This is a genomic window from Aurantiacibacter zhengii, from assembly GCF_003584125.1.
Taxonomy (GTDB): domain Bacteria; phylum Pseudomonadota; class Alphaproteobacteria; order Sphingomonadales; family Sphingomonadaceae; genus Alteraurantiacibacter; species Alteraurantiacibacter zhengii.
In genome coordinates, this window is sequence record NZ_QXFL01000008.1 from 58477 (window position 1) to 72727 (window position 14251).

At 65.1% G+C, this 14251-nt stretch carries 11 protein-coding genes; 4 read left to right on the forward strand and 7 right to left on the reverse strand.

What is annotated here, in order from left to right:
• Positions 1-7 precede the first annotated feature (7 nt).
• The 3 genes from D2V07_RS15410 to D2V07_RS15420 form a co-directional block, all read right to left on the reverse strand.
• Positions 8-904, reverse strand: coding sequence for a BamA/TamA family outer membrane protein (locus D2V07_RS15410; protein WP_147367040.1), 897 nt, complete (start codon positions 902-904; stop codon positions 8-10).
• 181 nt (positions 905-1085) lie between these two features.
• Complete coding sequence (locus tag D2V07_RS15415; RefSeq protein WP_119587815.1) at positions 1086-3437, reverse strand: FtsK/SpoIIIE family DNA translocase; 2352 nt, start codon at positions 3435-3437, stop codon at positions 1086-1088.
• A 178-nt stretch (positions 3438-3615) separates the two neighbouring features.
• Positions 3616-4152, reverse strand: a complete 537-nt coding sequence (locus D2V07_RS15420) for a thiamine phosphate synthase (protein ID WP_119587816.1) — start codon at positions 4150-4152, stop codon at positions 3616-3618.
• Positions 4153-4172: 20 nt separating this feature from the next.
• On the opposite strand from D2V07_RS15420, the gene D2V07_RS15425 reads away from it, so the two are divergent.
• The gene (locus D2V07_RS15425; RefSeq protein ID WP_119587817.1) at positions 4173-4838 is read left to right on the forward strand and encodes a YggS family pyridoxal phosphate-dependent enzyme; all 666 of its coding nucleotides are present in this window, start codon (positions 4173-4175) and stop codon (positions 4836-4838) included.
• Positions 4839-4925: 87 nt separating this feature from the next.
• Complete coding sequence (locus tag D2V07_RS15430) at positions 4926-5396, forward strand: hypothetical protein (RefSeq protein WP_147367041.1); 471 nt, start codon at positions 4926-4928, stop codon at positions 5394-5396.
• Positions 5397-5399: 3 nt separating this feature from the next.
• Here the strand turns inward: D2V07_RS15430 and D2V07_RS15435 are convergent, their stop codons facing one another.
• Positions 5400-8159: a [protein-PII] uridylyltransferase gene (locus tag D2V07_RS15435; RefSeq protein ID WP_119587819.1), complete on the reverse strand. Its 2760-nt coding sequence runs from the start codon at positions 8157-8159 to the stop codon at positions 5400-5402.
• Positions 8160-8329: 170 nt separating this feature from the next.
• Between D2V07_RS15435 and lgt the strand changes: the two genes are divergently transcribed.
• A complete protein-coding gene (gene lgt / locus D2V07_RS15440) occupies positions 8330-9250 on the forward strand; it encodes a prolipoprotein diacylglyceryl transferase (RefSeq protein ID WP_119587900.1) in 921 nt (306 codons plus the stop codon).
• Positions 9247-10338, forward strand: a complete 1092-nt coding sequence (locus D2V07_RS15445; RefSeq protein ID WP_233548459.1) for a class I SAM-dependent methyltransferase — start codon at positions 9247-9249, stop codon at positions 10336-10338. The genes lgt and D2V07_RS15445 overlap by 4 nt, the downstream gene beginning before the upstream one ends.
• A gap of 9 nt (positions 10339-10347) precedes the next feature.
• On the opposite strand, the gene D2V07_RS15450 is transcribed toward D2V07_RS15445, so the two are convergent.
• The 3 genes from D2V07_RS15450 to D2V07_RS15460 are packed head-to-tail and all read right to left on the reverse strand — an operon-like array spanning position 10348 to position 14174.
• Positions 10348-11889, reverse strand: a complete 1542-nt coding sequence (locus tag D2V07_RS15450) for an ABC transporter permease/substrate-binding protein (protein ID WP_119587820.1) — start codon at positions 11887-11889, stop codon at positions 10348-10350.
• On the reverse strand, positions 11886-12653 hold the full coding sequence (locus D2V07_RS15455) for an ATP-binding cassette domain-containing protein (RefSeq protein ID WP_119587821.1): 768 nt from the start codon (positions 12651-12653) through the stop codon (positions 11886-11888). Before D2V07_RS15455 ends, D2V07_RS15450 begins: the two co-directional genes overlap by 4 nt.
• The gene (locus tag D2V07_RS15460; protein WP_119587822.1) at positions 12654-14174 is read right to left on the reverse strand and encodes a PAS domain-containing protein; all 1521 of its coding nucleotides are present in this window, start codon (positions 14172-14174) and stop codon (positions 12654-12656) included.
• Positions 14175-14251 lie beyond the last annotated feature (77 nt).

A 14251-nucleotide genomic window follows, 5' to 3' on the forward strand; every position in this document is an offset into this window, starting at 1 on the left:
TATCCGGTTAGAAAACATATCCGACGGACAGGCTCAGCCGGTAACCTTCGCGTGTGCGCAGGGGATCGTTGGAGGTGCCGAAGAGGTACTTCGCCTCGGCTTCGATACGCCACGGACCGGGCCACCAGAGGAATTCGACCTCGGGCACGATCTGCGTATCGTCGCGCGGGATGCCGCCGGGCGTCATGCGGCCGCGGAACTGCGTATGGCGCAGCTCGATTGCGGGGCGAACGCGCAGGTTGTCGGTGATCGGGCGGGTGTAGGACAGGGAAGCGGATTCGCGGGTGTAGGCGCGCTCCGGGTTGTCCGAATCGATTTCCTCGGTCCGCAGGTCGACGCCGACATAGTGATAACGGCCGATACGGTGGCGATAGTCGACATCCACGCGCACCCCATCGCCTTCCGAGGCGGTGCCGCCGGGACCATCGGTGTCGGCATATTCCCGCTCTCGCCAGGTTACCGTGGCGCGCACGCGGTGGTCGAGCACGGGCTGGTATTCGATGCGGATGGAGGCCTGCACCTCGTCGGTGTCGCTGCTTTCCACGCTCACAAGGTCATCGTACACGCGGCCCTGCAGGCGTATCGCCCAGTCGTCGCCCAGCTCCTGTTCGACGGAGGCGGTAAAGCGATCGCGGTCGTACCGGTCGCGGCCCGTCGCGTTGCCGAAGCGTTCGACCTGGATGCGGTCGGCCTCCAGGGTGATGCTGGTGGAATCGTCCTTCAGTTCCACGCCGACCTGTCCGCGCAGGTAGCCGCCGTCGCCCACAATGATCAGCTCGTCATCACGATCCCTGCTCTGCGAGGTGACCATGCCGACTTCGATGCGGGCGTAGGGATCCAGCTCCCAGTCGCCTTCGTCCGATTGTGCCTGAACCGGAAGCGCGGGCAGCAATATCGTCAACATGACGATGGCTGCGGCAAGCGCGCGCCGGGTGTGGAAATGAAGTGGCTTCCCCTGCATCTCAGGGGGATTACGCAGCCAATGGTTTAGACTTTGCTAACCCTAAACCGAAAGGATTTCTCGCACATGGAGCGGGGCCGCGCAGTTATCCTATTCGGTGAATTTCCGAAATCAATTTAGCCACTCAGAGTGGGTTGCCGTCCCGGTCGCGAAAGATCTCTCGGCGGCCCACGTGGTTGGCGGGGCCGACCAGACCCTCTTCTTCCATCCGCTCGATCCACTTGGCGGCGGTGTTGTAGCCCACGCCCATCTGGCGTTGCAGCCACGATCCGCTGGCCTTCTGGTTCTCGATCACGATCTGGCACGCCTGGCGATACTTGCGCTCTTCCGGGTTGTCGCTGGCGGTGAACTCGTCCTCGAAGTTGAAGCCGCCATCTTCCGGCTCCTCGGTAACCGAATCGATGTAGGCAGGCTCACCCTGGGCGCGCCAGTGATCGGCCACCTTCTCCACTTCCTCGTCGGAGACGAAGGGTCCGTGCACGCGCTGGATGGCGCCGGTGTTGGGCTTGAACAGCATGTCGCCCTTGCCCAGCAACTGCTCCGCGCCCTGTTCGCCCAGGATCGTGCGGCTGTCGATGCGACTGGTGACGTTGAAGCTGATGCGTGTTGGCAGGTTCGCCTTGATCACGCCAGTGATAACGTCGACCGAGGGGCGCTGCGTCGCCATGATGAGGTGGATGCCTGCCGCACGCGATTTCTGCGAAAGGCGCTGGATCAGCACTTCGATCTCCTTGCCCACGGTCACCATGAGGTCCGCCAGTTCGTCCACGATCAGCACGATCTGCGGCAGCACTTCGTAATCGAGTTCCGCCTCTTCCACGATCGCTTCGCCCGTATCGGGGTCGTAGCCGGTCTGCACGGTGCGCTTCAGCGGCTTGCCCTTGGCGGCGGCGGCAGCCACGCGCTCGTTGAAGCCATGGAGGTTGCGCGCGCCGATCTCGCTCATCATGCGATAGCGCTTCTCCATCTCTTCCACCGCCCATTTCAGCGAACGGACCGACTTGTGCGGCTCCGTCACCACCGGGGCGAGCAGATGGGGGATGTCGTCGTAGCTTTTCAGCTCCAGCACCTTGGGATCGATCAGGATCAGGCGGCACTCGGCAGGGGTGAACTTGTAGAGCAGGCTCAGCAGGATGGCGTTGAGGCCAACCGACTTGCCCGAGCCGGTGGTGCCCGCCACCAGCAGGTGCGGCATGGCGGCAAGGTCGGCTACTACCGGATCGCCGGAAATGCCCTTGCCGAGGATAATCGGCAGGTTGCCCTTGGCATCGACGAAAGCCTCGCTCTCGCACAGTTCCTTGAAGCTGACGGTCTGGCGGTTGGCGTTGGGCAGTTCGATGCCCATCACGGTCTTGCCCGGAATGGAGGCCACGCGCGCGCTGATCGCGCTCATGTTGCGGGCGATGTCTTCGGCCAGCCCGATCACGCGGCTGGCCTTGATGCCCGGTGCGGGCTCCAGCTCGTACATGGTGACGACCGGCCCGGTCTTCACCGCGGTGATCTCGCCCTTGACGTTGAAATCATCGAGCACGGTCTCGAGCAGGCGGGCGTTGCGTTCCAGCGCCAGCTTGTCGAGCGGCGGCGCCTTGTCGACGGTGGCATCTTCCAGCAGGTCAATGCTGGGAAGGGCATAGTCGGCGAACATGTCGGGTTGCTGCGCCTTTGGCGATGGCTTCGCCCGGCGCGGCGGTGCGGCAGGATCGGTAATCTCCACCGGGCGGCGCTCGGCGATTTCGAGAGGGGCACGATCGTCCGCTTCGTCGGCATCGGACCGTGCCTTGCTGCGCCGGGCATTTGACCGTTTCGGTTCGTTGGGCTTGAACGGATTTGCCGGAGCGGTAAGACGGGGCAGGGAGCCTGCCCAGTGCGGCAATGTCAGCAAGCTGGCCCAGTCCACCGCGAACACGCGGCCCGCCAGCAAAGCGCCCGCGCCCAGGCAGGCAAGACCGCCCGCCAGCATGGCCCAGAACCGGCCTGCCTCCGGCAACAGTCCCGCAAGCGCGCCCACCACGCCTTCGCCCAGCAGGCCGGCAAGGCCGCCGAAACCTGCAGGCCAGCTATGCTCGCGCGGGTTCGTGACCAGCGAGACGGCGGTGGCAAGCAGCACCATTGCCACCAGCAGCACGGCCACGGTGCGCCACCACGCGCCGCCCCAGTGCTCGTCCTCGTCCGCATCGCGCCACAGCTTGCGGGCAAAGACATAGGTGAGCGGCAGGAAGAGCACCGACACCCAGCCGAAGGCCGTGAGCGCCAGATCGGCCACGAAGGCGCCGGGCGCGCCCATCCAGTTCTCGATGGTGTCGCCCGCGGCGGTGGAGAGCGAGGGGTCGGTCTGGCTGTAGCTGACCAGCGATATTGCCAGGAACGCGGTGAAGACAAACAGCAGTACCGCGCCCGTCAGCTGCGCGCTGCGGGCAAGCGACCGGCGAAACGCGGCGCGCCAGTCTGCATTCTGTTTGGCGGCCCTGCTGGCCATGACAAATTCCCCAACGATGCGTCCCGACCGGCAGAATCCCACAGCGGGACTCCGGGGTCAAATTGTTTTGGGTTTGTTTTGCGCACCTGCCTCCGCAGGTGCGTCCTCGCTAGATGCGCTCCGCTTCGCTGCGCGCCCGCTGCGGGCGGGCGTTCGCCCTTGCGGCCCTGTGGGCCGTTCAGGAAAGGCCGTCTATGGCGGCCCAGCGAAGCCAGCCAAGCCTGCGCGCGCTGGCGCTTGTCATTCCCCCCAGTGCGATGACGGGCATCCGGGCATGGTTGGCCAATGTGCGAAACCTCGCTGGTCCCAGCACCTTCCCGCCGGGGTGCGAGCGGGTGGGAAACACCGGGGAAAGCATCACCGCATCGGCACCAAGCCGGTTGGCCTGCGCCATTTCGCGCATGTCGTGGACGGTGGCCACGGCGATCATGTCAGCCCTCGTCGGATAGATTGACAGCGGCGCGCCATAGACACCGTCCGCGCCCCATTCGCGCGCCGTCAGCGTCGAATCCGACAGGATGACGAGGTGCCCTGCGCGCCGGGCGATAGTAGCCAGCATGTCGAAGCGGGCGAGGCGTTCGGCAGGCGGAAGGTGGTAATGGCGATAGACGAAACCCACCTGCTCTCGGAAATCGTCCAGCCGCGCTTCCAGCACCGCGTCGTTGCGCTCGTCCGAAAGCAGCCACAGGTTCGGCAGGGACTGGAAACCATTCATGGCAGCGCTATAGCGCGCCCATGAGCAAAAGCGCCACCGAACGACTGAACGAAGTGCAGGCCGAAATCGCCAAGGCCTGCACCATCGCCCGCCGCAAGCCGGAGGAGGTGGCGCTTGTCGCCGTCAGCAAGACGCATCCCGCCGACGCGATCCGGCCCTTGCTGGAAGCAGGCCAGCGCGTTTTCGGGGAGAATCGCGTGCAGGAAGCGCAGGACAAGTGGCCAGCGCTTCGCGAGGACTATGCCGATTTTCAGCTGCACCTCGTCGGCCAACTGCAATCCAACAAGGCGGAGGATGCAGCGGAGCTGTTCGACTGCATCCATTCGCTCGATCGGCCCAGCCTCGTCAAAGCGCTGGGCAAGGCTTTCGACAAGACTGGCAGGCGCGTACCGTGCTTCGTGCAGGTCGACATCGGGGAGGAAGAGCAGAAGGGCGGCTGCGCCATCACCGACCTGCCCGCCCTTCTGGACCAGGCGCGCGAGGCGGATATCCCTCTGGCGGGCCTGATGTGCGTTCCCCCTTTTGGCATCGAGCCAGCCCCTTACTTTGCGCTGATGGCGAAGATTGCCGACGATCACGGGCTGGAAGGCCGGTCCATGGGGATGAGCGGCGATTTTCCCACCGCGATCATGCTGGGCGCAACCCACGTGCGGGTGGGCACCGCGCTGTTCGGCGACAGGGCCTGATTGCGGCATTAACCAGCAAGGCGGTTGACCTTTGCCACGGTTAGGATGGAGAAGGCGACCAGCGCCACCTTTGCCAGAGACCACACCATGATCCGTTCGATTGCCTGCATCCTTCCGGCCCTGCTGTTTGCCGCCCCCGCCTTGGCGCAGGACGATGATCCTTTCGCTGCCTGCGCGTCCATGACCGATGACGAAGCCCGGCTAGCCTGTTTCGACAGCACCTATGCCCGTCAGCAGGTGGTGATTGCAGAGCGCGAGATAGTGGAAGAGCGCGAGCGCGAGGAGGTCTTCGGCTTCCGCGAGGAGGATGCCGCGCTGGAACGCGCGCAGGATGATGTAGCCCTTACCGCCACGGTGGCGGAAGTCCTGCAGGGTTCGGGCCGTTCGCAGGTGCTGCTGCTCGATAACGGCCAGCTCTGGCGCGAGGTCAGCGGCTCCACCCTGCGCAACCGCGTGCGTGACGGCTGGGCCGCCAGCATCTCGCGCCACTGGAGCGGCGCCTACGAAATGCGTTTCGAGGGGCGCAGCGGATACCTGCGGGTCGCGCGCATGCGCTGACCGTCAGGCCGCCTCGGCGTTTTCGGGTTCTCCGGCCGCGATTGCATCGAGCAGCGCACGCTTGACCTTGTCGAGGCGTTCCTGCGCCACGATCTTCCCGCCCAGAAGGTCGGTGACGTAGAAAGTGTCCACCGCGCGCTCGCCATACTGGGTGATGTGCGCCGAGTTGATGATCAGGCTGGCCTCGAACATCGCCCGTGTCAGGCGGTTCAGCAGTGCCGGGCGGTCGGTCGCGTTCACTTCGATCACGGTATAGCGGTTAGAGGCGTCGTTATCGAACAACACCTGCGGGGCAACGTGAAAGGCCTCGGCCCGCGTCTGCTTCAGCGGCCGTTTGGCGAGGCGCGGCACCATGTCAATCTTGTTCGCCAGGGCATCCTCGATGCTCTTTTTCAGGCGGGCCAGCTGCTGATCCTCGCTGAATGGCTTGCCCAGCGGATCGAGCACCAGGAAATTGTCCACCGCCTTGCCCACCCTGTTGGTGTGGATGCGCGCATCGATGATGTTGCCGCCGGCCAGGTGAATGGCGCCCGCGATGCGGAAGAACAGGCCCGGATGGTCCTCGCCGATCACAGTTACCAGCGTGGCGCCCAGCGCCTCGTAGAACTGCGCGTGGATCGACAGGGCGTGGCCGGCCTGCCGTGCCGCTTCATAATGCGGCAGGTTGATGGCGATCACGTCCTCGGGCTCGGCAATCCAGTAGGCATCGTTGAAGCGGTCATCCAGCGACTGCACAAGATTTCCCTGCTCACCCAGCATTTCCGCCACGACCTCTTTCTTGGCAGCAACGCGCTTTTCGCGCCCGTGGGCCTTGTGGCCAAGCCGCAGCCGCTCCACCGAATTTTCGTAGAGGTCACCGATCAGCTGGCGCTTCCAGCTGTTCCAGACGCCGGGGCCTACGGCGCGAATATCGACGATGGTCAGCACCGTCAGCAGCCGCAGACGCTCCAGGTTCTGCACCTCGGCGATAAAGTCGGTAATGGTCTTGGGATCGGACAGGTCGCGCTTGAAGGCCGTTGCGCTCATCAGCAGGTGATAGCGCACCAGCCAGGCGACCAGTTCGGTCTCGGCCTCGTCAAGCCCCAGCCTGGGGCAGACCTTGCGCGCCACTTCCGCGCCCAGCACCGAATGATCGCCGCCCCGGCCCTTGGCGATATCGTGCAGCAGGACCGAGACATAGAGCGCGCGGCGGTTCTGGATCAGCGGCAGCATCTCGCTGGCAAGCGGATGGTCCTCGGCCAGATTGCCGCGCTCGATCTCGCTCAGCAGGCCGATCGCGCGGATGGTGTGTTCGTCCACCGTGTAGTGGTGGTACATGTCGAACTGCATTTGCGCGTTGACCTTGCCGAAATCGGGCACGAAGCGGCCGAACACGCCCGCCTCGTTCAGCCAGCGCAGCACCGTTTCGGGATCGCGCCTGCCGCTCAGCAGGTCGAGGAAAAGTTCATTGGCGCGCGGATCCTTGCGGACCTTGGCATCGATCAAGCCCGAATCGCGCCGGGCGATGCGGATCGTGGCGGGATGGACTTCCAGCCCTTCCCGCTCGGCAATGGCGAAAATCTCCAGCAGGCGGATTGGGTCTTGCTGGAACCAGTCATCCGACGGGGCGGCGATCTTGTCCGCCTGGACGGGATAGCCCTCCACCGACTTTGCCGGTTTCAGCGCGGAGAAGAACTCGCTGATGCGGCTGCGCTCCTGCGTCTCTTCCTCGATGTGGGAGAGGAACACGCCGGTCAGGTGGCCAACGTGCTTCACCTGCAGGAAATAGAACTGCATGAACCGCTCGACCGCGCTTTTTCCTGGGCGATCGGCGTAATTCATGCGCGCCGCGACCTCGCGCTGAAGGTCGAAGGTCAGCCGGTCTTCGCCGCGCTTGGCCAGCGTGTGCAGGTGCGCGCGCACCGCCAGCAGGAAGCCCTCGGCGCGGCGGAAACTGCGGTATTCTTCCTGCGTGAACAGCCCCTTGTCCACCAGTTCGCGCGCGCTTTTCACGCGGTGGGTGTACTTGCCGATCCAGTACAGCGTCTGCAGGTCGCGCAGGCCCCCTTTGCCGTCCTTCACGTTCGGCTCGACCACATAGCGGCTGTCGCCCATGCGCCTGTGCCGGGCATCGCGTTCGGCCAGTTTCTCGGACACGAACCGGCTTTCGGTGCCGGGTACGACCTCGGCCCAGAAGCGCCTGCTCGCGGCCTCGTATACCTCCTGGTCTCCCCACAGGAAGCGGCCTTCCAGCAGCGCGGTGCGGATGGTGATATCCTCACGCGCCATGCGCGTCACCTCGTTCAGCGAACGGCTGGAATGGCCCACCGTCAGGCTGAGGTCCCACAGGTAGTATAGGATCGCCTCAATCACCTGTTCGCACCAGGAAGTAGGCTTGTCCGGCGTGACGAAGGCGATATCGACATCCGAGTGCGGCGACATCTCACCGCGCCCGTAACCACCTACCGCGATCAGCGCCAGCCGCTCTCCCTTGCTGCGGTTGGCGACGGGGTAGACATGTTCGATCACGTGATCGTGCACGATGCGGATAAGCTGATCGATCAGGAACGCGTAGCCGTGCGCGCTTTCGTGGCCGGAGCCCGGCTTTTCCACCAGCCGCCGTTCCAGTTCTGCGCGTCCGGCGTCAAGCGCCGTGCGCAATTGCTCTACGATCGCCTGCCGCCCGTCAGCCGCGCCTTTCTCGGCCACAATATCGTCGATTGCGGCGACGAGCTTGCGCCGGTCGAGTATGGCGCGCTGCCTGGGAATAGCGGGAAGGCTCACGCTGGCGGAGATAGGCGTGGGGGCAGGCCTTTGCAAAGGGGCATTCCAGATGCAGGGCCAGATGCGGGGCCAGATACGGGAGGGGGTTTCATGCGCGCGCGCCCTGTGCCAAAGCGCAGCCATTGCAAGGAGACGCGCCGCGTCTCCCCCATCCCGAGAGGCGCAGCGTGATTCTAGATGTTCTGGCAGCAACGGGCGGCGAAGTCCTGCGATGGAGCGACCTGGGCCTGCGCACCGGCATCGATCTCGGCTTCTTCGAGCTGAAATACTATTCGCTCGCCTATCTTGCGGGCATCATCCTTGGCTATTGGCACCTGTCGAAAATGGTCAAGGCACCCGGCGCCCCGATGGCGCAGGTGCATGTCGACGACCTGTTCTTCTACTGCACGCTGGGCATCATCATCGGCGGACGGCTGGGCTACGTGACATTCTACGAACCGGGCCACTGGACGGACTTTTCCGGCGACGGCTTCGTGAGCTGGAAAGTGCTGCGGCTGTGGGACGGGGGCATGAGCTTCCACGGCGGACTGGTGGGCGTGGTGACTGCCATCGCCTACGTCAGCTGGCGCGCCGGTCTGCCTTTCATCCGCGTGGCGGACTATATTGCCGTCAACGTGGGTTTCGGCATGATGTTCGGGCGTCTTGCCAACTTCATCAACGGGGAACTGTGGGGCCGGCCCGCGGGCGAGGGTGTGCCCTGGGCGATGACGTTCTGCGACCAAGGGCGCGGCCCTGCCGGTGAATGCCTGTCCACTTTCATTCCTCGCCACCCCAGCCAGCTCTACCAGGCGCTGGGCGAAGGGCTGATCGTCGTGGTGGTGATGCTATGCCTGTTCTGGCTCACCCGCGCGCGCTACCGCCCGGCCATGCTGGTGGGCGTGTTCACCACGCTGATCGCCTGCGCACGGTTCTTCGTGGAATTCTACCGCGAACCCGATGCCCAGCTCGCCGAGTTCGCCGCCGAGACGGGTCTCTCGATGGGCCAGTGGCTTACCATCCCGCTGATCCTGCTGGGTCTGGGGCTGGTGGCGTGGTCACTCACCCGCGCCCCGCTGGCGAGCGGGGGCAAGCGGCCAGTGGAGGCCACTTGAGCGACCTGCGCGACGAGGACGCCAGACGCGATCTTGGCGATACCTTTCGCCGCCTGATTGCCGCGACCGGCCCGATCAGCCTCATGCATTTCATGGGCGAATCGAACATGCGCTATTACAACGACAAGCGCGTGATCGGGGAAGGCGGCAGCACGGGCGGGGACTTCATCACCGCGCCCGAGATCAGCCAGATGTTCGGCGAACTGATCGGCCTGTGGCTGGCAGACATGTGGATCAGGGGCGGGCGCACCGAACCTGTCCATTACGTGGAACTGGGACCGGGCCGGGGCACTTTGGCGCGCGATGCGAGCCGCGCGATGAAGCGCTATGGGCTTGTCCCCAAGATGCACCTTGTCGAAACCTCGTGCCGGATGCGCGACGTGCAGCTGGCCAGCGTGCCCGACGCCATCCAGCACCGCGACCTTTCCACCGTGCCCATGGAAGGTCCGATCCTGCTGGTCGCCAACGAATTCCTCGACGCGCTGCCGGTACGCCAGCTGGTGAAGACGGTGGAGGGCTGGCGCGAAATCACGGTGGGCGTGGACGGCCTGGACAAGTTCGTGGAGATGCCGGGTCGCCAGCCGATGGATTCCGCCGTGCCGGAGGCGCGCCGCGACGATCCGCCGGGCACCGTCATCGAAACCTCCCCCGCCGGCGCCACGGTGATGTTCGAGGTGGCTGGCCGTCTCGCCAACCAGGGCGGTGCCGCGCTGTTCATCGACTATGGATACACCCACGGCCGCAGCGGATCGACGCTGCAGGCGGTGAAGGATCACGAGAAGATCGGTGTGTTCGATGCGCCGGGCGCTGCCGATATCACTGCCCATGTCGACTTCGCCCAGATGGAGCAGATCGCCCGTTCGCGCGATGCCCGTGTGCTCGGCACGGTGACGCAGGGCGAATGGCTGACGCGGCTCGGCATCAACGCCCGCGCCGATGCGCTATCGGAATTCGCCCCCCACCACCACGATGCGCTGATGCGCGCGCGAGACCGGCTGGTGGAGCCGGACCAGATGGGCGAGCTGTTCAAGGTCATGGGCCTCGCTGGCCCCGACTGGCCCGACGGTGCGGGGTTCGATGAAGACTGACCGGAAGGGCTAGCGGGCGACCTGCTTCAGCAGCCAGTCGGCAGCGCGTTCGGGCGGCCACTTGTCGTCCTGGCGGTCCACCGCGTAGTTCGCCTGCCGCATGGTCGCCACGTCGACGCTGCCCAACAATGGCTGGAGGGCGTCGGCAATAGCATCATCCCCGGCCAGGCGCGGCGAAATCAGCACGATGGCATCGTAGCTCGGCAGCGCTTCGCGCGGGTCCGACAGCACCACCAGGTTTTCCGCCGCGATGCGTCCGTCGGAGGTATAGGCGCTGATCGCGTCGGCCTCTCCCGAAATCAGGGCGTCGTACATAAAGGTGGGCGAGTAGGTCCGCTGTTCGCCAAAGCGAAGGCCGTAGGCGTCGCGCACAGCCGTCCATTCGGGCCGCTCGAACCATTCGGGATCGCCGCCGATGGTCAATTGCGGGGCGACGGCGGCAAGGTCGGCGATGCTTTCGAGCCCGTATCGCTCCGCTGTTTGCTGCGTCACCGCCAAGCCATAGGCATTCTCGAACCCCAGCCGCCCAAGCACCGCGACGCCGGTATTCTCCTTTTCCCAGCGCACGATTTCATCGTACATCGCCGCACGGCCCGGGTTGTCCGAACGGCCCAGTTCATTGGCCCAGAGCGTGCCGGTATAGTCCACCGACACGTCGATCGCGCCGCTGGCCACGGCGTTGTGAACCACGGCAGATCCCAGCCCCTCGCGGTATTCGACGACGAAGCCTGCATCCTCAAGCAGTGTGCCGATGGCACGCCCCAGAATGTATTGCTCGGAAAAGCTCTTGGCCCCAATCACCACCGTCTCGCGTGATTCGCTGCGCCAGTCGACGAGTGAGAGTGCCGCGCCAGCAATCCCCGCCAGCGCCAGCAGCGCGCCGGTTATTACGAGCGCCGGACGCCGTTTCGCGAAGCCGCGCTCGACAAGGCCGAACAGTCCGTCTGCCACCAGCGCCAGTCCCGCGCTGGCAAAGCACCCGGCCAGCACCAGCACCCAGTTCTGGGTCTGCAAACCGGCAAAGATCGGATCGCCGAGGCTACGCTGGCCGATGGTGGTGGCCAGCGTGGCCGCACCGATGGTCCAGACGCTGGCGGTGCGGATGCCCGCCATCACGTATGGCGCGGCGAGCGGCGCCTGCACCAGTCGCAGCTTCTGCCAGCTCGTCATGCCAAGGCCGTCCGCAGCCTCGATCAGTTCGTCGTCGAGATTGGCGAGCGCCGTCACTGCGTTCCTGAGGATCGGGAGCAGGGCATAGAGCGCCAGCGCCAGCCAAGCGGGCAGGAAGCCGAGCGTGGGCAGGTCCTCTCCGAACACGCTGCGCGCGGCGAGCAGGATGGGAAAGAACAACGCCAGCAGAGCGAGCGCGGGAATCGTCTGCACAAGGCTGGCAAAACCCAACGCGACGCGCGCGACGGGGGGAGAGCGGCTGGCCCAGACGGCGAGCGGCAGGGCAACGGCAATTCCCAGCGCCACGGCGGCCGCGCACAGCAGGACGTGTTCCGCCAGCTGCGGTCCAAGGTCGAGAATCGCATCGGGTAACGGGCTCACTTGCCGATACCCGCCAGCTGCCGGGCCTGCGCGCGCGGCACGTCGACCAGGGCCTGCGCAATGTCACCACCTTCGCCTGCCAGCAGCGCGGCGGGTGTTTCGTCGGCGACGATGCGCCCTGCGTCCATCACCAGCACGCGCGTGGCAAGGAGCAGCGCCTCGGCCATGTCGTGAGTCACCATCACGGTGGTGAGATCCAGTTCGTCATGCAGGCGGCGCACGCGCTCGCCCAGTTGGCCGCGTGTAATCGGGTCGAGCGCGCCGAAGGGCTCGTCCATCAGCAGCAGGTGGCTGTCGCCCGCCAGTGCGCGGGCTACGCCGACGCGCTGGCGCTGTCCGCCTGAAAGCTCGGCAGGCAGGCGCTTGGCCATCGCCGGGTCGAGTTCGACCAGTTCCAGCAGTTCCGCGATGCGCTTATCGGGAAGGCGTTCGCCCTCAAGGCGCGCCGTAAGGGTGATGTTTTCCGCCACCCTCATATGCGGGAACAGGCCGATTCCCTGGAATACGTAGCCGATGCGGCGGCGCAGCGGTGCGGGCGGGCCGTCCAGTACGTCCTGCCCGTCCAGCAGCACGCGGCCCGAGCTGGGCTCCACCAGACGGTTGATGCATTTCAGGAGGGTGGACTTGCCCGATCCCGATGCGCCCACCAGCGCCACGAATTCCCCGCGCGCGATATCGAGCGAGACATCACGCACCGCATGGACTTCGTCGTAGGTTTTTCCCAACGCATCGAAGCGCAGGAAAGCGTGCGGCACGCTGCCCATTCAGGCGGAGAGCGCGGCTTTTGCCATGGTCAGGTGGGCCACCAGTCCTTCGGATGCGAATTCGCGCTCCCACGTGCCCTGCAACTGGCCGCGCACGCTCATTTCGACTAGGCGCGAGCCGAAGCCCACTTCGCCGGTATCGCGGGTCGGCGGTCCGCCGTGTTCCTGCCAGCGCAAGTGAATGGCATCGCCGGCATCCTCCACCACCAGATCGACATGGCCGTTATCGGTGGAAAGCGCGCCGTACTTGGCGGAGTTGGTTGCCAGTTCGTGGAACACCAGCGCCAGCGGTGTGGCAGCGCGCGGGCCGATCGCCGCATCCACCCCGGACACGTGAACGCGCTGCGCTTCCTCGCCATCGGCATAGGGGGCAAACAGCGCTTCAAGCAGACCTTGCAGGCTGTCCTGGTGCGGACCTTGCTCCGGCCGTACGAATTCGTGGGCGCGGCCCAGTGATCGCAGCACCTTGTTCAGTTCATTGGCGAAAGGCTCGTGCTCGGGCGACTTGCGCGCTTTCAGCGTAGCCAAACCGATCACAACGGCAAAGATGTTCTTGATGCGGTGCGAAAGCTCGTTCGCCAGCAGGTCGCGCTCTTCCAGCGCGGCGCGCACTTCGTCGATATCGGTCAGCGTGCCGAACCAGCGCCGCTGCGCGCCGCCTTCTTCCGCGACGGGCACGGCAAGGCCCAGCACCCATTTCCACGAACCGTCGGCGCGCTTCAGGCGGAACTCCGCGTCGAAACTCGTATTGGCGGCAAAGCTTTCCTGCCACTCCGAGAAGACCTGATCGGCATCGTCGGGATGGATGAGTGGTCGCCAGTCATCTGAAGTGGTGGGCGCCGGGGTGCCGGTCACCTGCGTCCAGCGCTTGTTGAAATAGTCGAAATTGCCCTCGGCATCGGCAGACCAGGCGATCTGCGGCACGCCCTCGATCATGCGCAGCAGGCGCTGCTCGCGCTCTGCAATGATCTCTTCCGCCTGCATGGCCGAACGGCGCGCTTCCAGGCGTCGTACCGCTGCCTGCGCAAGTACTGCCAGGCCCTGCTTCTGGAAATCGCTCAGCGGCTGTTCGTGGGGCTTGGTGTCGATCACGCACAACGTGCCCAGCGATGCCCCTTCCTCCGACACCAGCGGCTGGCCGGCGTAGAAGCGCACACCGGGCTCATCGGTCACCAGGGGATTCTTGCTGAACCTGGCATCGGCGGGCGCATCGGTGATTTCCAGCAGTTCGCCGCTGCCCAGAGTGTAATTGCAGAAAGCCACCTCGCGCGGGGTGTCTGGCTGGTCCAGCCCTTCGCGGGCGAGGAAATGCTGCTTGCGTTCGCCCAGAAGGGTGACAAGCGACACCGGTGCATCGCAGAGCTTCGCCGCGAACTCGACAATGGCCTGCAATTCGGGATCGTCTTCCAGCGCTGCCGCGTTAAAGCTGTCGATCACGCCAAGGCGGCGTGTCTCGTCGTCGAATTCGCTAACCGGTCGGGGCATGACCGATGGCGGTGCCAGGGGATCTTCCAGAGCCATATCTATCCTGTGTAGCTGCGAAAGATCACGAATCCTAGCAAAGTCGGCAAGTTTCGATTGCAACCTGTTTGCCAGAA